This is a genomic window from Anaerovibrio lipolyticus DSM 3074 (assembly GCF_900141865.1).
Classification (GTDB): domain Bacteria; phylum Bacillota; class Negativicutes; order Selenomonadales; family Selenomonadaceae; genus Anaerovibrio; species Anaerovibrio lipolyticus.
Genome location: NZ_FQYW01000015.1, coordinates 1 through 19,791 on the forward strand (window position 1 = coordinate 1; position 19,791 = coordinate 19,791).

Annotated in this window: 15 protein-coding genes; 1 reads left to right on the forward strand and 14 read right to left on the reverse strand. The window is 38.7% G+C overall.

Translation table 11 applies throughout. The features are described from left to right. Positions 1-219, forward strand: a 219-nt coding sequence (locus B6K08_RS13790) for an ATP-binding protein (RefSeq protein ID WP_234985332.1), incomplete at its 5' end; no start/stop codon positions are given. 121 nt (positions 220-340) lie between these two features. On the opposite strand, the gene B6K08_RS08995 is transcribed toward B6K08_RS13790, so the two are convergent. The 14 genes from B6K08_RS08995 to B6K08_RS09060 all read right to left on the reverse strand — a co-directional run bounded on the left by B6K08_RS08995 (position 341) and on the right by B6K08_RS09060 (position 19,559). Then, positions 341-1,303 (reverse strand): NAD-dependent epimerase/dehydratase family protein, encoded by a 963-nt coding sequence (locus B6K08_RS08995; protein ID WP_080325959.1) that lies wholly within the window; start codon positions 1,301-1,303, stop codon positions 341-343. A 41-nt stretch (positions 1,304-1,344) separates the two neighbouring features. After that, entirely contained in the window at positions 1,345-2,457 is a 1,113-nt protein-coding gene (locus B6K08_RS09000) for a DegT/DnrJ/EryC1/StrS family aminotransferase (protein WP_080325960.1), read from the reverse strand. 118 nt (positions 2,458-2,575) lie between these two features. Beyond that, positions 2,576-3,253, reverse strand: a complete 678-nt coding sequence (locus B6K08_RS09005) for an HNH endonuclease (RefSeq protein ID WP_080325961.1) — start codon at positions 3,251-3,253, stop codon at positions 2,576-2,578. After that, positions 3,237-4,652 (reverse strand): AAA family ATPase, encoded by a 1,416-nt coding sequence (locus B6K08_RS09010; RefSeq protein WP_080325962.1) that lies wholly within the window; start codon positions 4,650-4,652, stop codon positions 3,237-3,239. Before B6K08_RS09010 ends, B6K08_RS09005 begins: the two co-directional genes overlap by 17 nt. A 125-nt stretch (positions 4,653-4,777) precedes the next feature. Next, a complete protein-coding gene (locus tag B6K08_RS09015; protein ID WP_159446749.1) occupies positions 4,778-5,776 on the reverse strand; it encodes a hypothetical protein in 999 nt (332 codons plus the stop codon). Between the two features lie 102 nt (positions 5,777-5,878). Next, complete coding sequence (locus B6K08_RS09020) at positions 5,879-6,328, reverse strand: hypothetical protein (RefSeq protein WP_080325964.1); 450 nt, start codon at positions 6,326-6,328, stop codon at positions 5,879-5,881. Beyond that, positions 6,315-7,643, reverse strand: coding sequence for an AAA family ATPase (locus tag B6K08_RS09025; protein WP_080325965.1), 1,329 nt, complete (start codon positions 7,641-7,643; stop codon positions 6,315-6,317). The genes B6K08_RS09020 and B6K08_RS09025 overlap by 14 nt, the downstream gene beginning before the upstream one ends. A 118-nt stretch (positions 7,644-7,761) precedes the next feature. Next, positions 7,762-8,784: a CatB-related O-acetyltransferase gene (locus tag B6K08_RS09030; RefSeq protein WP_234985333.1), complete on the reverse strand. Its 1,023-nt coding sequence runs from the start codon at positions 8,782-8,784 to the stop codon at positions 7,762-7,764. Beyond that, complete coding sequence (locus B6K08_RS09035) at positions 8,781-9,920, reverse strand: glycosyltransferase family 2 protein (protein WP_080325966.1); 1,140 nt, start codon at positions 9,918-9,920, stop codon at positions 8,781-8,783. The genes B6K08_RS09030 and B6K08_RS09035 overlap by 4 nt, the downstream gene beginning before the upstream one ends. Next, on the reverse strand, positions 9,917-10,807 hold the full coding sequence (locus B6K08_RS09040; RefSeq protein WP_080325967.1) for a tetratricopeptide repeat protein: 891 nt from the start codon (positions 10,805-10,807) through the stop codon (positions 9,917-9,919). The genes B6K08_RS09035 and B6K08_RS09040 overlap by 4 nt, the downstream gene beginning before the upstream one ends. 157 nt (positions 10,808-10,964) lie before the next feature. Further along, entirely contained in the window at positions 10,965-11,219 is a 255-nt protein-coding gene (locus B6K08_RS09045) for a hypothetical protein (RefSeq protein WP_159446750.1), read from the reverse strand. Continuing rightward, positions 11,216-14,278 carry an O-linked N-acetylglucosamine transferase family protein gene (locus B6K08_RS09050; RefSeq protein ID WP_080325969.1) on the reverse strand — a complete coding sequence of 1,021 codons (3,063 nt, stop codon included), beginning with the start codon at positions 14,276-14,278 and terminating at the stop codon, positions 11,216-11,218. Before B6K08_RS09050 ends, B6K08_RS09045 begins: the two co-directional genes overlap by 4 nt. Before the next feature lie 3 nt (positions 14,279-14,281). Then, positions 14,282-16,720, reverse strand: a complete 2,439-nt coding sequence (locus B6K08_RS09055; protein WP_080325970.1) for a glycosyltransferase — start codon at positions 16,718-16,720, stop codon at positions 14,282-14,284. Next, complete coding sequence (locus tag B6K08_RS09060) at positions 16,710-19,559, reverse strand: glycosyltransferase (protein WP_080325971.1); 2,850 nt, start codon at positions 19,557-19,559, stop codon at positions 16,710-16,712. The genes B6K08_RS09055 and B6K08_RS09060 overlap by 11 nt, the downstream gene beginning before the upstream one ends. Positions 19,560-19,791: the final 232 nt, after the last annotated feature.

The following is a 19,791-nucleotide window of genomic DNA, read 5'->3' on the forward strand; positions in this document are numbered from 1 at the left end:
CGGTATAACAAAGAGGGTATGTTCAATACGGTATTTACAAGTAATAAGCAGCCATCCCAGTGGAAGGAATGCTTTGAGGAGGAAGATGCTCTTCTCTGCTCACTGGACCGGATATTTGATAACGCCATAGTCTTTAACCTTAAGGGAAAAAGTTACCGTGGTCGAAAGCTCAAAGTAGTAAATGTTCAGGTTGACAATCTGAACCATGAAGATAAATAGTGTTTAGATAAGGCTAACTAACAGCCTAAGCTGGGTTATTGGTCAACAAAGCTGACTGTTGTATTGGTCATTTTAGACTGACTCTGAAATGGCTATGACGACCGACCCGTAGGTGGTTAAATTACGCCGACGCTAATATTTCCTCTTTAATGTCCTTTAACATAGCAATATAGTCATACTGTGGTTTATAGTTCAACTCTATTTTAGCCGGTGTTATATCCATAATATATTGTGGAGCATTGGGCTTATCAGGACGCAGTTTAATTGGATTATTATTTCCAAAGACTTGTATTATGCCTTTAATTTGATCAAGAAGACTAGTCCCTTCCCCTGTTCCAACATTATAATATCCTCCATCACGATCTGACTCTAAAGCCTTATGTAACATTTGGCAAAAATCCTTTACATAAATCATATCTTTTACTCTAGAGCCATCACCCCAAACCTCTATGGTATCTCCTGATGCAGCCTTATCCATCAAAAGGCGATACCCTATACGGTGTTCTACCCCATCAACATAATATCTATCTTGTTTAGAGTACAAATATATCGTCGGTAACCTAAAAATAAAATTCTTGATACCATACATTTGATGATAATTTTTTAAAAGATCCACTGCAAAATTCTTTGTTAGAACATACACAGTATGATCGGACGCAAAATTAAATTTTCGTGGCATATGTGCCGTCAACAATATATCGCTTTCCCCATAATCTTTAATATCACCAAAACTCTGCATAAAAAAAATTCGATCAATATTATTTTGCCGTCCATACTCAAGAATATTTAGCATGCCCGTGATATTAACATCAATATACTTCTGTGGATCATAACCTTTCATTCTAGCCGGCATCATCCCTGCAAAATCAACAATTGCATAAACATCATGTGGCAAACATGAAAAGGCTTCCTTAGATGTAATATCTACAGAATAGTATAAAACATTATTCGCATGATCAAAGACATGAAATTCTTTTCTATGACCAACTGCATAAATATCATAATCTGCATTATGACATAACAACCAATCAATAAAATAACGACCCAAATCTCCGGTAGCACCAAATACAACTATTTTTCTCATGCACATCACCCATTTCTTTTATAATCAAAACCCGCAAAGCCTTAACCTTTGTAACACTTCCGTATGATATCACATATTTTTTCTGCATCTGAAATCTTTAACTCCGCATAAAGTGGCAGAGTCAATACACGCTCTGCGATATGCTTTGCTACAGGTGTTTCATCAGCATTATATTTACCTTCAAAACATTCAAAAGTATTAGTAAGCGGATAAAAATATTTGCGAGCCAAAATATTTCCTTTTTCAAGTTCCTCAAAAACCTCTTTGCGAGCTGCACCGAATTCCTTTTCTTCGAATACAACTGGAAAATACGCGTAGTTATTAACGACATCCTTCTGACATGGGCTAAGTTTTAATCCCTTCAGTCCTCCAAGTCTTTCTTTGTACAGCTCAAAAATCATTTTCCGCTTTGCTATTTCTTTATCTACATGACGCAAATTGCAAATTCCCATTGCTGCAGCAAACTCGTTCATTTTTGCATTAGCCCCAACTGACTCCACACTCTCAGGCCCCTGGATTCCGAAATTTTTTAAGTTATATATTGCTTCACCAAGCTTAGTGTCATGATAACAAACAGCTCCACCTTCAATACTATTAAAAACCTTAGTGGCATGGAAGCTAAGGCACGAAGCATCCCCGTAATCAGCCACACTCCGGCCTTTATATGTCTCACCAAAGGTATGTGCCGCATCATATATCACCTTCAGCCCATGTTTTTGGGCAATATTTTCAATAGCCTCAACATGGCAGACATGCCCATACACATGAACAGGCATAATGGCACACGTTCTATCCGTAATGAGACTCTCAATTTTCGTATCATCAATCGTATAGTCATCAGGATCTATATCACAAAATACAGGCTCAAGACCGTTGCGAACTATAGCATGAGTGGTGGATGCAAAGGTAAATGGTGTAGTAATAACTTCACCTTTAAGGTGCATAGCCTGAAGAGTCATCTCCAATGCCATATGCCCATTAACCAATAGCTCTATATCAGATACATGCATGTACTCCTTGAGCATTCTCTCAAAAGTTTTGTGTTTTACCCCCATATTGGTAAGCCAATGTGTATACCATATATCTCTGATTTCATCAACATACTCCTCCAACGGAGGGAGAGAAGAACGAGTAACAAGAATTTTTTCACCCATATCATTGTCTCCTAAATTTAGCCTGCAAACTTTCTTCATCATCTTATTTTAAAAATCTTCCCGCCATAGTCCAATCCATAGACGATTTTCGCCTCCATGTCCCACAGCAAAGCCCCTACTACTTATTATCCGGCAAATACTCTTTCAAAAACTCACTTCTAGTCCCCGGAAATTTGTCCACAATAGCCTGACACACCTGTGGGCAATCACAAAATACCTGTATCCACAATGTGAAAAAGCCTGCTAACTTGGCTATGTCCCCTATACAATCGGAAAACTTACTCAAATCCACAGATGTCTCATGTAAATCCCAGTCCTTTCGATATTTTTGTGCCATAAACCATGCCCCCAGCCTTTCTTCATATCTACGATCACGCTGTTTTGGGGTGGGAATATTATCCAAATGAAGCAGTTGCAACAGTGCTTCAGCCTTTTCTCTAGTCTCGTTTGATGAACTGTCCAAAAACTTATCATTTAACACCACCTGGCCGCCCGTATAATCAAACAATTTCATCGTATTGTCTTCATCAGGCCAAAAATACTTTTCTTTCTCTCCAGCTGCAACTTTATCATTTTTACGTGTATTACAATACTTGCAGGAAAGTAAAAAAATCTCCCATTGCAGTACCTCTCCGCCTTTGGCTTTTGCCTCTTTATGCTCGACCTCTGGGGCATTCTGAATTGGCAGCTCACAGTATGAACAATATGCTCCCAATCGCTCAATCAAATCTCTCTGTGCATCTTGATATTTATTGTATATTTTTTTAGGTGCTGCACCTTTATCTACCGGACGCATTATTATCAGCCTCTTTCTTCATTTTTTCCATACGAAGAACAGCATAATATGCCGGATTATCACCATACAAAGCCTGTAAGTTCTCCAATTTTTCCTGAAGTTCTGTTATTTTCTCCTCTGAATCAGCATTATTTAAAGCAGTCAAATAATCCTGCGCCGCATTCAGCATTGCTTTTTTCTTTTCACTATACTGCGGCATATCCACGAACATGATATCTTCTGCAATATCTTCAATGCTTCTTCCCGTATACTTTTCTGCCAAATCACCGTCCAGCACACGCAATTCTCCTTCATCCAATGATTGAATAATAAAAGGCGAATGCGTAGCACATATAAATTGCACTTTTGGAAATAACGTTTTCAGTATTCCTACTATACGGCGTTGCCACGTTGGGTGCAAACTCAAATCTAATTCATCTATAATAACAATTCCTGGTGTTTGTTTTAATACATCCTCACCTAACTGTGGATTTAATATACACATACGAGCTGCTACATCAACCACAATCTTTATTACATTTCTATAGCCATCACTCAATGAGTCAAAATGTAAAATAGTTCCATCAGCATTTTCAATGACCAGTTCTCCATAACGTGACATAAATCTAACATATTGTCCTTTTTCAAGCTCATCTTTCAATGCATACTTTATTGCTGCCATAATCTCTTTGTATGCACCAAACTGCTTTCCATCATTTTCTTCGAGGGCAATATTTTGCATTAATCTTAAATATGAAAAAGCCATTTGACTGCTTCGTTTCCCATCCAAACATCTTTGATAAGCATCCAACCTACTTGGGAGAGCTTCCAAATTCTGTTGATTTCGATTCTCATTCCATAGCCGTGCCGAACTCATGTAAAGCACTATTGGAAAAATATATTTTTGAGACGAGCTATCGACTCTTTTTATTGCTTCTTCCCATTTCTGCACATCATCCCGAAATGGGTTATCACTGTAAAACTTGGTACGTCCGCCAGCTTTTTCTAAAATTCTCTGGCACTCCGCACTTTCCCCAAGCCAAGCTATCTTTGCTCCCACTTTACATGGAAATTGCTTGGCTGAATGTGACGAAGGAACAGCTACCATATATTGCTTAAGATCTTTTCTGCCACCTACTACATTGCTATTTTTTAAGTACACATCTTTATCCGCTATATTCTGAACGAACCGACTTGGTACATATTTTTTAAACGATGAAAGATATGCACCTGCTATTATCGTAGCAGCCTCTAACACCGTTGTTTTTCCAGAAGCATTCTTCCCGACAAATACATTCATACGAGGATTCAAAGCAAAACTTATCCCACCAAACTTTCTGAAATTATATAATTCCATTTCTTTAATATAAAATTCCACTATGTTCTCCCCTTCATTTTGAAATCTTTTTTGTTTCTTCATATTTCACTTCAGCCAGTTAGGTTCCACCAAAACCTGCATTTCATTGTTAATCTTGTGAGAGACAACATCAAGCCATTAATTCTGCATAAAACCTACTTAGATATAGCCATCTTTAACAATATCTGCTAAATTAAACGACCTAATATATTATCAAATTCCTTGCATTCTATTTTATATTCTTCACTTTCTTTTCCAAATATATACCCATAAATTATCGATTCAAAGGATTGTGCTTTTATAAAATTAATATCCCTCACTATAAGATTATTTATTCTCAATTTTTCTCTTATAAACTTTCTTAGTTTATTTATCTTCAAGCTACCTTCCATCGTATCACCAGAAGATGCTATACCCATATATGGTGAATAGACGATGCCATTTATTTTGAACCCAGAATTAACATGGCTTTCATATAAATTATATATGTCTTCGTCATTTTTTATTTCAATATTTATCGTTTCAGGCAACACTTCCCTACATTCGCTATAACCAATATAATTCATCCATTTATTTCTATGAGCAATTTTTAAAAAATGGTATGCCATAAACTGTTCTTTGTTAGGATGCGGTAAAACGTCCATGAAGTACGCCTGTAATTCTGTTACTATACAAAAAAGCAACCATTCCGACCTATTTTTACGCATAGAAGATTTGGCATTTGATAATAACATACTTAAATGAAGGTGCTTAATATTCCATGAGTTCAATAAAAGATCAATCTTTTCCCCCCGAAATGCTTGACGACTTAAATGATATTCAACTTTTTCACCACGTTCAAATAGTTCTTGAAATCTTTCTATAAGTTTAACTATCTCTTCTGATTTATCCTTATCCACAATTCTTGAACCGACACAAAAATGCCTTTTTTGTATTTTTTCTCTTAATTCCTCTGAAAGAATAACTTTTCGCTTCCCTGGAATAATTATCTTATTGCAAGCATTTATATACTCCAGTATTACTTTTTCACTACTCCCATCGGTGCTACAACTTATACCATTACATTGCATGATTTCTTTTGCACGTTCAGCAATCTTATCAAATACAAACAATTCTGAATGGCATCTAGTATAATTCATCGACGTACTCACATCTCCTAAATTTAGCCTGCAAACTTTCTTCATCATCTTTTTCTTTTTTAAAAAACATATCTTTTATGATTTTTCTCATCTCATTTCTTCAAACAGTCAATTACGATTATAATGCGATTTAACACTATCACGATGGTATCATATGACATCGTATTCCATCACTCCACCGTCAGCAACCTTTAGATTATGTATTTTTCTCATTTTATCACGTAGCTCATTCCTATAAAGCTTTGCACCGCGGGAGATATACACTAATCGCAGATACACATTCCACCCATCAGCTTTATGTAATGCCTCGGATAAATCTTTTTCTGTCGATTGTAGCTGTTCTATAGCATGCTTTGCATTCTTCCCCTTCAATTCAACAATGAAAGCTTTACGATTTTTTCCCTCAACTAACAAAAAATCTGCTCGAGCAGAGTCACCAGAATTATATATATCACCGTCTACGTGGTATTTATCTACAGCTAATCCATTGGGATTCTTCAAAATATACTTCTTCCCGTTTTCCTCAACTTTAATCTTTGAATGTCTAACAGTAACATGAGAATATGCACACAATTCTGCATAATTACTAATCTTCGCCATTTTTTCTCTCCAACTCCACCATCACATCAAACAAGCCATTTATCATAATTGAAGCCCCATCTATTTTATCCTGGTCAATCATCAAAGATTCTTCATTGATACACATTTCAGCGATTCCATCCTTGACAAAATACGCTGTAGATTTATCTATAGCCAATAGATTATGTTCCGACACTCCATAGTCGCTAATTAATATATTATTTAAATCAAGAAGACCTTTCTTATACAGATAATGGGCATAAAATAAGTTATTTACCTCCCCCAAAATATATGGGCTATGGGTTGTAAAAATTACTTTGTTACCCGCATTATGTGCAATAGCCATTAATCTAGTTATCAACCTCTGGCCATCAGGAAAAAGATGTGCCTCCGGCTCCTCGATGATAAATAATACATTCCTCTGGGTCACAACATAATACATCAATATATTGACAATTCCAACTACTTCTTGTTGCCCAGAAGAAGCCTGCTGCATGTCTATCTCCTCGCCACTATCTAATTGAAGCTTTTCTACACCCGAACGAAAATAATATTTACCCTTAATTAAATCGTGGGCATTGTTTAACATTATAGTAGCAAGACGCTCCAGCAATGCTGGTAATTTATCTCTATATTTATTGTGTAGCCCTACAATTCCTTTATCCAGTAGAGGATCTATACGCATTATCTCTTCAATGTACCCTTTTATGGAATAATCCAGCATATTTTTTTGTTCATCATCCATCATTGCATACCAATAATAAAAATACTTTCCTAAAGATGATGTCATACTTCTACCCGCTGGTATATATACTGCAATGAATGCACCAAACACCTCATTTAATTCATTTTTCCATTTATCCTTGACATTAATATCATGAGTACCAGGAGCAGTGAATTCTTTATCATGAATATGCAAATAATTATTTATTCGTGTGGAAAACTCAACACTGAAATGACCATTATTACAATATACCAATCTGACAGATTCACAATTTTCATAAGTAAAAGCAATTTCGGTGTCAGCAATAAAATAATCATCACCAAACATCAAAAACATTTTAGTTTTCATATTATCTATAACCTGTTGTTTTAACTTATACGGGTGTTGAGGATAATTTAGCAGTTGTTTTGCATATACTATTTCTTTCAATGAAGTAAAGTAATATACAAGTTTCGCAACTATACTCTTCCCTGCTGCCTGCGGTCCAGTCAAAACCAAAAAATCTTTTACATCTATGTCAGCCTCTTTTATAGGACCAAATTTCTTAATTTTCAGATTCGATACGCCCATGTTCTTTATTCTCCTAATATTGCCTTTTCCATTTTCAAACATACTTTAAATAGGGAAGTTTAGCCATCAAGAAAGCTGCCTATAATTCATCAAGCCGGGAGTTATTACCCTTATAATTTCCTTCGCATATCTTCTCGAGACGGGTCAACGTCTATTTCTTTCACTCTGTTTTTTTAAAAATCTTCCCGCCATAATCCAATCCGTAGACGATTTTCACATCCATATCCCACAGCAAATCCACCACAACCGACGAAGCTTCATCCTTGGTGGTAATGTAGGTATCTACCAACCGCAGCAAGGCTTTACTTATATTATCAGCATTGTGTGTTACTACTATTGGTGCTTTATCACCCTTATCCTCCACCATTTTTGCCATTTCGATCATTAATGCCTCGTCAGGCTGACGACCGGTTTCCACGACCAGCAACACCTTGCTGTCTTCCTGAAAGGTATTCAAATATTCCGTCAAAACACTGCGCCACACTCCATCCGCCATATTAAAATCAGCCACCATATAATAAATACAATAACCGTCTTCCTTCAAATCGCGTAACGCCTGCACAGTTTCATCAACAGTATCGTCACCAAAGCAATCATCATATAATTCCAAAAATCGGTCTATATTCTTCATTAAAGGATAAGCCGCCTTAATCTTATCCACAGGCCAATACCACCATTTGATTCTCTGCAAACGCTGGATAACATCCTGTTCAAATCTATATTTAATTACCCGAGCTGGATTGCCCACTACAATAGAGTAAGGCGGAATATCTTTGGCCACCACGGTCCCGGCACCAATAACCGCCCCATTGCCAATACGGACTCCCCCCATTATTGTTACATCACAACCAATCCACACATCATTGCCAATTATAATCTGATTTTTATTCGCATCGTCAAAATGATTTATATTTAGGGTATCATTTATGTCAAAATCTTCAAAAGGGTATGTAGTTACATAATTATAGTTATGATTTAAGCCCATCTCAAAAACAATTCTATGACCGATAGAACAGTATCTACCAATTAAAACATGACACTTAGTGCTGCCAAACTCAAAGTTAGCATCACTTACATAGGAACCATCACCGGCGGTTGTTAGTGTCCACTCCATTTCTGTTCCCACACAATGCTTTTGTACCCGCGTTCCATTGCCCCGCGGCAAAGAAAACCTATGTATCATTTTATACCCCTCTTAGCAATAGAATTTTCCTCGATTACAGCCCCATCACCGTACTTGGATATTATATTCCTGAGCCTGGCCATATTGGAATAGTCACTTATAGTGTTAGAAATCAATATCCCACTGTATTTACTATTAAGCTTATTTACACCATCTACCAAATCATCACATAATATGATATTGCAATGGTGATGCATCAAATCATAATCCAAAGTATTATCCGTAAGATAATCTACCCTTAGATTTTTCCCCTGGGAAAGCAAAAAACAAATATACATCAGCCTGCTTCTTGCAATAATAAGAACTCTTTGGTTTGGTTTGATATAGTCATTTAAAGCCACTACACTTGGACCGATAGATTTATACAAATTATCACGCACATGCCATTTTTGCTGGAAATAACCAAAATTCTTTTCCAGCAGTGCATTGTACTTTTTAATGTGCTCCCTTTCTTCGGCTGGAGTTCTTTTCTTAACAAAGGAACCACTTCCATAATGATGAATAAAGGTGTCACGGCAAAGGAGAAGCTTATTGCCAGCCTTCATAATACGAAAACTGTAGTCGTCATCTTCATAGTTTCCCGGTGTAAATCTCTCATCCAAATCACCAAGCTCATCATAAATACTTCGCCTAAACATATAACAAAAACCAACCAACGTAAAATGCATGGTCCACAATGCAGGATTGCTATGATTGTGTTTTTCAGCAAAATCCAGTAGTTCATCGATGTCTACTGTTTTATAGGGCACAGGTATCTGTTGATGATTTGAACAGGAATTGGTTATACAGCTTACCGCTCCAACATCATCGCTGCTATATAGGGCTTTTATCATCTGCTCATGCCAACGAGGCGTAACTATAACATCGCTGTTTAAGAGCATTATCTCCGTACCAGTGGCAATGGTCATACCCTGGTTACACCCCTTGGGGAATCCCACATTTTCTTCGTTGAAAATACACTTAAGGTCTGATTGTTCCTTTAGCCACTCCACTGAACCGTCTTTAGAGCCATTATCCACAATAATTATTTCGTAATGCCCCTCTTCGGTAAAAGCCCTGATACTCTCAACGCAAGACTGAATATAGTCTATTGTATTGTAATTTAATATTACTATACTGGTCTTTAAACCCATCATTCATTTCCAAGCTCCTTTATAGACTTTATTAAACTAAAGTCCATCATTGGCAGTGCCTTGACAAATTCCAAGGCTTTTTCTTTATCCTTCATGGCAACACAAACATAGGCAATATTTCTTAATACAAATGGATCATGGTTATCTATTTCCAAAGCTTTCTTTAAGAGTTTAAGTGCCCCATCATAATCACCATTTAGATACAATCCTGAGGCAAAATTATTAAGACCTTGCACCTTTTCACGCAGGGATATACTGCTGGACATAACTTTATCGATGAAATAATCCGGTGTCTCAACACTTACATTCTGTGCTTCACTAACTATTGGTTTAGCTTCCAGCTCTTTTGATTCAGCTTGGGCAGGAGACGATTCCACACTATTACCTTTACTCTTCTTCAACAAGGCCTTAAGACGATCTACAGCAGCCTTGGCCTTATCCTTACCATCACCCGCATTTTTTACTTCTTTTTCATTCTTTTCATTCTTGCTGCAATGTGCCTCATAATATGCCATCAATGATGGATATTTGGACATTCCCTCTCTCATATTGTCGATGTAATATTCCAGAATTTTTTCTAAATCCTCTTTATCCTTGTCAGACATGGCTGCCTTTTGATTCTCCGCAACGAAGTTCAAGACCTTGAGTCCCTGCTCCGCATCGTCCTTACGAATGCAAAGTCGACCCAACAAAATTCTGGCCCCTACATTTTGCGGGTCATAGGACAAAGTATTATTTATCCAATTAGTTGCCCGCTCATAATCTCCTGTCATAAAGTAGCAAGTGGCCCCCATAAGCATAATCTCCGGGTCCATTTTTTTGTGACGGGCGATTTCAGCCATGGTGTCCATAGCTTCCACATATTCCTCAGCCGCATACTGCTCCTTCATTTTCTTTTTTCAGGTCAATCAGCTCGTTTAAGGCTTCTGCTTCCATTTTCTTCTTTTTCTTATTGTTGATTTTATTCTTAAAGCTACCCATTTATTGGCCCTCCCTTATTTGTAATTATGGAAATTTCTTTACCCTATATTACTTCCACTTAAATCCTTATTTTCCTGCAAGAATTGTAATATATGCCTCTTCCAGTTCCTTTATGTACTTTTTGCTGTCCATTATTGGTGAAGAGGTAATCATTTTCCGTAAGTTTTTATGCAATATATCCAATACTTCAACATCACCGGATAAGCCCACAGCTCTGTCAATATATTCATCAAGGCTGCTTACTGCCAGTTCCCCCAAACCAGTGTTACTTAAAATGCTAAGACCAAAACGGGAGCCTCGACGAGCTCCGTAAAGGCTCACCACTGGTACCCCCATATATAGTGCATCACAGGTGGTTCCCCCCCTGGGTATGGATAAGTATCAAGGGCGATATCCACATCCAAATAACGATTCATATAAGTATTGGTAGCCGGCTCCAAGGTAATACGTTCTATATCCAATTCCAATCTGTGCAGTCTGTCCCAAACAACATCACAGACAGATTTACTTACCAACAACTGAGATTTTAACAGCAATCTGGAATTAGGAACCCTGGCCATTATTTCTTTCCAGGCCAGCAATATTTCGTCTGTTATCTTATGATAATTATTAAACACTCCAAATGTTACATACCCCTTTTCCATGCATGGTGCTCCCTGAGGCACACGCACATCATTACGGCCGGTGTAGCAAAATTGACTGGTGAGATACAATGGCTTTTCAGTTATATTGCTCAAATCCGGGTCAATATATTTATCCGTAATAAGATAATCTACGCAGCTTAGGCCAGTACTTTCCATCCATCCTAAGCCAGAAATTTGAATCTTAGCTACTCGATTGCAAAACACTGGAATGCCACTATTGGCACTGTGCCCCGCCAAGTCCACTAATATATCTATCTTTTCTTTCCTGAGCCTTTCTATTATTTCCGGCCAGTCCATTTCTGAAACATCTATCCAGTTGTCTACCAAACCTTTTAAATGCTCTGTATATCCGTCGCATTTCTCCGTGATGCTTATACAAGTGACTCTAAATTTTTCATGATTGTAACCATGTAGCATAGTGTAATAGAAGGAAAACATAACATGCTGACGAAAATCCGGAGATATATAGGCTAAATGTATCTTTTCCGTCTCATCCTTCTTTAGTACTTTATCAGGGCACTTCGCACTCACCTTCTCCATTAACTCATCTATTTTCGTTAGCCGCTGTCTTACAACCTCACAGTCGTCACTACGGCTTAGAATCCCCATCAACGCCGAACCCTTTATGCCAAATTTTCCATATACATTATCCACATACTGTTCAGCCTTGTCATATCCAGCAACAGCTTCATCCATATAGCCCAAATCATAGCTTCGGGAAGCATAATGCATCCACAAGCGACGCTGAAATTCATTTGTGCCCTTATCAGCTTCTTGTTCAAGCATATCAAGGGCATGTTTGCTTTCCTGCCAAGCCGCCACATAATCCAGCTTTCCCTGCAAAATATCACTAAGCAGACTGGTGGCTTCAACCAAATACTTTTTTTCAGTATCCTGGCCTATAGCCAAGCGACACCAAGCCTCAGCCTTTTCATAATCCTTTCCCTTATAGCTGTCGAAGCTGTGATTTAACGCCTCCCTTGCTGATGGATACTCCATAGCTGGCAGCCTGTCTACATATTTGCTCCAAATCTCCTTATAAGTAGCTTCCAGCTCCTTCATATATAATGCCCAATCCATCAATGGGGACTTTTCCATCATATTACGAAGGCCAATATGCAGATTGTTAATTATATCTTTATCCCCTGCTAAAGCCACCGCCAAATCGAAATAAGCCTGCTTGGAATCAACTACGAATTCCGACAAACCTATATTAAATAGCAGGCTTTTCCCAAACCGCTCACCATGGCTGTTTCCACTAAGGGTAATAACCGGCACACCCATATATAGGGCATCACAGGTAGTACCACCACCTGGGTATGGAAAAGTATCCAAGGCAATATCCATATCCAGATATTCCCGCAGATAGTCCTGAGAAAAGCCCCTTAGCTCAATGCGCTCCTGCCACTCACTTGACGTTATGTCTACACCATATTTTGCCAGTCGCTGGCAAAACAGCTCATAGCCGTACTCATCATCAAAAACGGTTCCCTTTAATAGTAAATGTGAGTCTGGTACAGCCTTTAAAATCTCCGCCCAAAGTTCCAGCACTTCATCATTTATTTTGCGGATTGCATTAAAGCTACCGAAGGTTATATATCCGTTCTCCAGACATGGAGCCTTTCCCGTCTCTGATGCCTCATAAAGGGGCGCATAACAAAAATGAGAATGCTCAAGAGCAATAATGTCTTCCACAAAGCACTCCGGTTCCGAAGCTAAATATTTATCTGAAATAAAATAATCCACGGCCTTTAACCCAGTGGTGGCAAAATAACCAATACCACTAACCTGGATGGGAGCCGGCTTGTAGGCAAGAATCGGCAAAGGATTATCCTTGGTATGCCCCGCCAAATCTACCAATATATCTATTTTGTCATCATAAATAACCTTGGCTGCCTGGTCTGCACTCATGCCGCTGATATTGCGCCAGTTATCAGTCATGTCCTTTATTTCTTCGCTGTACTTGTCCTCATTGGGATTCTTGTGATAGCAATATACCTCAAACCTTTCCTTGTCGTAATGGGCCAGCATTACCCAACAAAAACGCAACACCACATGGTACCTTAAATCAGGAGAAATATATCCTATACGGATTTTTCCTACAGGCTTTCTTTTGATGGCCTCCATCTGGTATTTATTTTCATGGTTAAACCATGTTAAATCCTTAAATAATTCATTATAGCCAATATGAGCTGCATAATATTTCTCTGGACTATTATGCACAAAATGAAGATTAAACAAGTAATTACTATAATTTGTGGCCTTTAAATCCAATGTTACCGCTGTTTCCATAGCCTGCCAATCACAATCCAGAGCCTGCTGATGAAAACCGTAATTACTATACAATATCCCTAAAAGATTATATATTTTATCAAATATTTCCCGAGGGCTGGTATCTTTATGGGCATTGGCAAAGGCCAATGCCTTCTGCCCCATTTCCAAGGCTTCTCTTCTTTTTTCCTGCTTTAACAGCAACCTCGCCTGCAAAAATAAGCCATAGCCGGTAGTTGGCTGTTTTGCCAGCTTTTTGGCCAATTTTTCAGCCTTACTCATATTATCATTTTCAATAACATACGCCATCTGTATTGACAATGCAAAGGTTATGAGCTCCTGCCAACGCTTTTTTTCTGCTTCCCGCATCAATTTTTGGGCTTGATTGCATGCTTCCTCATAATTACCCGCATTTATCAGCGCATTTATGCTATCCTTTAATGCTTGTCCCTGCTTTATGTTCATATATCATACCAGCCTTGTAATTAATTCCATTGCCTCGCTGTATGGCACAAAATTATCTGCTTGACGCAAATACTCATTATGACGAAAACTATTCTTATATTCATTATACAGTGTCATTAATGCTCTTTTATAACTTTCCTGACTCGTTATAAACTTCCCCTGCTCATAATATGAAGTTATAAGCTGCATCCATTCCAAGCGGCTTAGCAGAATAATCTCTGGCCGCTGTCCTTCCTGGGCACCATGACGACGATAGAAACTGAGAGGCTTTTTAAAAATTAGGCAATTTCCCTTTTCCATCAGCTCACACCACATAGCCACATCAGAGATCGTCTTATACCCCTTGGCCTCAGCCTTCCAATAATGATGTACTAGATCCTCCCGCCTAAATAATACTGCCGAAGGTTCCCCTATTAGATTTTGGGTAGATAAAAGTATCTGCCCTGCCATATCTTCTCCGTAATAATAACCATAGTCCTGTCCTTCTGGAATAGGGATATTATTCATACTATCCGGCTTTATTAGTTCATCCTTCTCATCCACAGTCCCACGAATCGATGATACAAGAGTAACTGCAGGATTATCCCGCAATATTGGAACCATCTTTGACAGCTTGTCTGCCACCAACAAGTCATCGTCCATACACCACTGAAGATATTGCCCCTTGGCCTGCTTCTCAAATGGGGCAAAGTTCTCAGCCTTGGTTCTGGCCTCTTTATTTCTGAAATAATGAAGATTCACCGCCCCGGCGTATTTTTCCATTAATGCCTGCGTATCATCATTGGTACTGTTATCATTTACCAATATTTCCACATTGGGGTAGCTTTGATTTATTGCACTCATAAGAGTGCGTTCAAAGAACTCCGGCCGATTATATGTAGGAATCATTATGCTTACCAGCGGCATTTTATCCTCTGTAAAACTAATCTTATCTAATGCACACCGTATACGATAATCCTTTAGCCTTTTTAAAATATCACTATTATCCTTTTTTCCTTCCATGAGACTGTCACGGTATTTCTTTGACAGCAGTGTCGCAAGATAACCATCCTTAGGGAATTCATCCATATTATATGCACTAAGAACTCCCAACTGACTTAATGCTTTGTATTTTTGCCCCAGCTTTACGGCTGCACTGTTATATTTCTTTCCTGCCATGTAGGCATAGGCCAATTCTGTTCCCGTCAGGCCTTTGCTGTAATATGCCATAAGGCCCTGACTGCCAGCTCCCTTCAACGTATCAAGGATAAAGCTTCCGTCCAGCTCCCGGTCATATATTGTGTTCAACAATTCAATAAGCTCAACATCGTCATTTCCAGCCATTATACGGCATAATCCCCGCAAGGCACCCCTTTGGTATTTATGCTGCTTTAAGGCCATATAAAAATTATCTGCTGCCTTTTGTTTTTCGTTTTTTAATGCATATATAATGCCTAAACGCTCGTAGGCATAAGGCAAAAAGCCTCTGGAGGTATCCGGAGCTCCAATTCCTTTGGCCATTTTTTCCATCAATGGCTTACGCATTTCCAAGCCTTTTAGTATGGACTGTTCTGAGGCGATGTGGTCTCCCTCCCGTTCAAAAACCATTCCCCGCACGAATTTGAAAAAAGGCTCCTCGGGAAATTTTTCCTCTGCTTCCTCAAGCTTTTCAAAAATTTCCTCAGCTGTTTTACCCGCATTATACATGGACATGGTCATTACTTCATAAAAATGTGCAGGTGCTGCCAGCATCCGAAGGTTATTGTCAATACATTTTTGCCCATAATAAAGCACCTTTTCATTGTCCTGTAAGGTATTGTAAGCATCCATAAGATATGGGTATAAACGTCTTTTTTCCTTGTCGGTTTGAGCCTTGTCCAATTCCTCCAGCATCATAGGTAAATTCCTGTCAACCTTCGACCGGACAACACTGCTGGAATAGCCCGTATGCATTATCTCCACTTCACTGGCAAATACCATCCGCTTGTTGCCCCGACGATTTTCCAGTTGTTCATGAATAGCTCCCTTATATCTTATATATGGACTCCTGCGGAATATTCTTGGCAATAAAAATGTATTGACTATCTTATAATCATCATCCTCATTCACATCCAGCAAACGGCACAACAAGGCCGCCACCGACTTATCCTTATCAAACCGCTCCAGCTCCTGCCGCAATTTCTTTTGTGTCTCCTGAGTAAAGCTTTCGTCAGCATCAAGAAACATGATCCAATCGCCGGTAGCCTGCTCTATGGCATAGTTTTTCGCTGCCGCAAAATCATTTATCCACTTAAAATAAAATAACTTGGCTCCCGCTTCTTCGGCCAGCTTCACGGTATTATCAGTAGAGCCCGTATCCACCACAATTATCTCATCAGCTAGGCTTCCATTACATTTTAGCCAACGCGGTAAATTTTTTTCTTCATTTTTTACAATAACACAGGCTGATATTTTAAATGCCATTTTTCATCGCCTCCTGGCACCAACTCTTATATGTATCAGTTTGTATATTTTTTTCAGCTTGTTCCAAACATTCCATTGCCTTTTGGTACTTTCCCAATCCATAAAGGCATATACCAGCCCTTTGCCAGTACCGTTTGTTTCTTAATGACGACTCAGGCGATAGCTGCTGATAAAGAGCATTGGCGACCTCATATTTTTGAATAGTCATCAGCTTATCAGCAACCTCCACCATTTTTTCTTCCTTCTCAGCGACAGTTTCGGAAAATACTTCCAGCATGGCTAAATATTTTTGCGCAACATCCTTTGTGGCAAAGGATACTACCTCCAGTAAAATAGTATTATAGGCTTCAAAGCAATCCGCTATATCGCAGGATAAGGGCATATTGTGAAAATACTTTATAATAGTCTGCAGCTTCTCCGGTAATAAGCTCACATAGCCCTCATTATAATCCTCCAGCAGGCATACAGATAGTGATGGTATGATATCTGCTATCTCCTTCATAGACTTATTATATATTTTCTCATAATCCTTTTCTTTTAATAAATTATAGTAGTCACCACCATAAAAATGAGCGGCCAAATCCGGAAATCCGTTTGTTCCAAATATACTGCTTAATATTTCACTGCTATTCTCAATATTGTCATATATTGCTGACAACTCTATCAAAAAAGCATCGGCTAAACGCCCCTGATAAATATCTGCCCAATAGCAAATAGCTTTGTCATACCACGGGTTGATAGTTAATGCTTGCTTATATTTATCCTCTGCTGGCTGGCTATGGCCTGTTTTGTACAAACAACGTCCCCAGGTCGCATAAAATTCATGCATAACAGACATGAAATTACTTGAATTTTCATGGTTTATATGGCTATTGTACTCTGATATTACCTTATCTGCCTTTACAAACCACTTTATTGCCTCATGATATTTTTTTTCTTCAAATAATATTATTCCCTTTCTAACATAGAAATCCGGAACTTTTGGAAAAAGGTTTATGCCGGTGTAAACCAAGACCAGCTTATCCTCAATTTTATAGTCCAATTTTTCCATGGCATTGAGTGCCAGCCAATAAATATCCCCCTGCTGTCCCATTGGTTGATAGTCAGACTGAATGGCCAGCAGGGCATTATCCAATGCCCTTTGGTATTCCTTCAGTGTATAGTAGCTTTGGGCCAAATAATAATACAGCTTTCTAATATCCTGCCCTTCTTCAACGTCCAATAAAAGAAGCTGCAAGTTTCTACGTGCTTTTGCACAGGTGATATTGGTGGAATAGCCCGTATGATTTATCAGCAGAGCCTGAGGGGCTATCCTATTCTTTAACGAAGCCATATCTTTATTATTTAATACAAGACTTTCATGAATTCGTCCCTCATAATGAATTCCCTCCAAATTGCGGAACAATCTTAAGGAATTAAAACAGTTGATCATGCTGTTATTATCATTCTTGTCCACATTGGCCATAGGCACAAAAACTATCTGTAACTCCTTTTCACTATCAACGCTATATATATAACTCTTGACAGTTTCAGGATTTACAAACAGCTCATCTGCATCAGTAAATACAACCCAATCCCCAGTGGCCTCTGCCAGACATTGATTTTTTGAAAAAGAAAAATCATCCTGCCACACTGATTCAATTAGTACAATATCTACATTAGGGTTATTCTCACTAAATTCTGCTATTATTTCCTTGGTTTTGTCTTCCGAGCCTGTATCATTAATGATGATTTCATCTGCAAAAACACTGACATTATTTAACCATGCCCCGATGTTCTGTTCTTCATTTTTTACGATGACACAGGCGGTTATTTTTATATTTGGATGATTAACTGCCATTTTTTCCATCTCCTGTTGGCGTTTTTCCATCAATGGTATCATTTCTGGTAACAAAAGACACGGTTCTAACCCATCATAGTTCTTATACAACGATATGGCCTTTTTCATCTCTGCACTTGCTTCCTGAAAATGGTTGAGCTGATATAGGCTTTCACCATACTCTGCATGAAAATCAGGCAGCTCCGGGAAATCTCCAACAGCTTGTTTTGCCAGCTGACAACGATATAATCTGTTTTCCAAGCTATCCCCATTAGCATAATATTTCATCAATCCCCGATAGCTCCGGCTGGCATAGGTGATGCTTTGTCGCCCTCTGGCCACATCCAGCTGGGCATAATGAACAGCCTTATCCATCTCCCCCAAGGCTGCATAGGATTCATACAAATATGTATAGTACCTTTCCTCCGGCTCCCCATCCGCAACAGCAGCCTGCATCAGCCGAAGATTTCTTTTTACTTTTTCCAGGGAAATACTGGCAGTATAGCCGGTATGATCAATAGTCAGCAAATTCTTGTCCACTCGCTGCAGAGCAGGAACGGTCCCATCACCAGCATGAAGACTCTCATGAATTCTACCTTTATAATTGAGCTCCTGTATATTTCGCACAATACGCAAAGCATAGAACTCATCCAAAGTCTCTCCCGTATCCCGGTCGTAATTTATCATGTTAATTAATAGGCCTTTGGTATCTGGTGCTACTGTTTCCAGCACCGCCTTTATATTTTGCCGTGTAGCCTCAGAAAAGTTTTCATCTGCATCCAGAATAATAACCCAATCCCCTGTAGCCTTTGACAAGGCCATATTTCTGGGTGCCGAAAAATCATCCCGCCACTCCTGAAAGAATACCTGGCCACCATAGGATTTAAATATATTTACCGTATCATCTGTAGAACCTGTATCAACCAAAATCAGCTCGTCCACAGCATCCTTGATAGAGTCCAGTGAACAAGCTATATTTTTTGCCTCATTTTTGGCTATATATACCGCAGAAATCTTCATGTCATTCGGCTCCAATCCTATTTTATACTTATATTATACTGCATGAATACCGTATTTTCCTTTTCTGCGCAAGAAAAAAAGGACCGTCCCGAGGAACGGCCCAAATTTTATGGTTGTTTTAGTTTGCGACTCTACTAGCCAAGAATTACTGGAGCAGGCTGAGTACGTTGGAGCTGCTCTGGTTAGCCTGAGACAGCATGGACTGTGCAGCCTGGAGAAGAACATTGTTCTT

Excerpts from the sequence above, each read along its gene's own strand:
- B6K08_RS09005 (WP_080325961.1), bottom strand. The coding sequence starts at position 3,253 with ATGCGTCCGGTAGATAAAGGTGCAGCACCTAAAAAAATATACAATAAA.
- B6K08_RS09010 (WP_080325962.1), bottom strand. The coding sequence starts at position 4,652 with ATGAAGAAACAAAAAAGATTTCAAAATGAAGGGGAGAACATAGTGGAA.
- B6K08_RS08995 (WP_080325959.1), bottom strand. The coding sequence starts at position 1,303 with ATGAGAAAAATAGTTGTATTTGGTGCTACCGGAGATTTGGGTCGTTAT.
- B6K08_RS09055 (WP_080325970.1), bottom strand. The coding sequence starts at position 16,720 with ATGGCATTTAAAATATCAGCCTGTGTTATTGTAAAAAATGAAGAAAAA.
- B6K08_RS09060 (WP_080325971.1), bottom strand. The coding sequence starts at position 19,559 with ATGAAGATTTCTGCGGTATATATAGCCAAAAATGAGGCAAAAAATATA.
- B6K08_RS09000 (WP_080325960.1), bottom strand. The coding sequence starts at position 2,457 with ATGGGTGAAAAAATTCTTGTTACTCGTTCTTCTCTCCCTCCGTTGGAG.
- B6K08_RS09025 (WP_080325965.1), bottom strand. The coding sequence starts at position 7,643 with ATGTTTGAAAATGGAAAAGGCAATATTAGGAGAATAAAGAACATGGGC.
- B6K08_RS09015 (WP_159446749.1), bottom strand. The coding sequence starts at position 5,776 with ATGATGAAGAAAGTTTGCAGGCTAAATTTAGGAGATGTGAGTACGTCG.
- B6K08_RS09020 (WP_080325964.1), bottom strand. The coding sequence starts at position 6,328 with ATGGCGAAGATTAGTAATTATGCAGAATTGTGTGCATATTCTCATGTT.
- B6K08_RS09050 (WP_080325969.1), bottom strand. The coding sequence starts at position 14,278 with ATGAACATAAAGCAGGGACAAGCATTAAAGGATAGCATAAATGCGCTG.
- B6K08_RS09030 (WP_234985333.1), bottom strand. The coding sequence starts at position 8,784 with ATGATACATAGGTTTTCTTTGCCGCGGGGCAATGGAACGCGGGTACAA.
- B6K08_RS09035 (WP_080325966.1), bottom strand. The coding sequence starts at position 9,920 with ATGATGGGTTTAAAGACCAGTATAGTAATATTAAATTACAATACAATA.
- B6K08_RS09040 (WP_080325967.1), bottom strand. The coding sequence starts at position 10,807 with ATGAAGGAGCAGTATGCGGCTGAGGAATATGTGGAAGCTATGGACACC.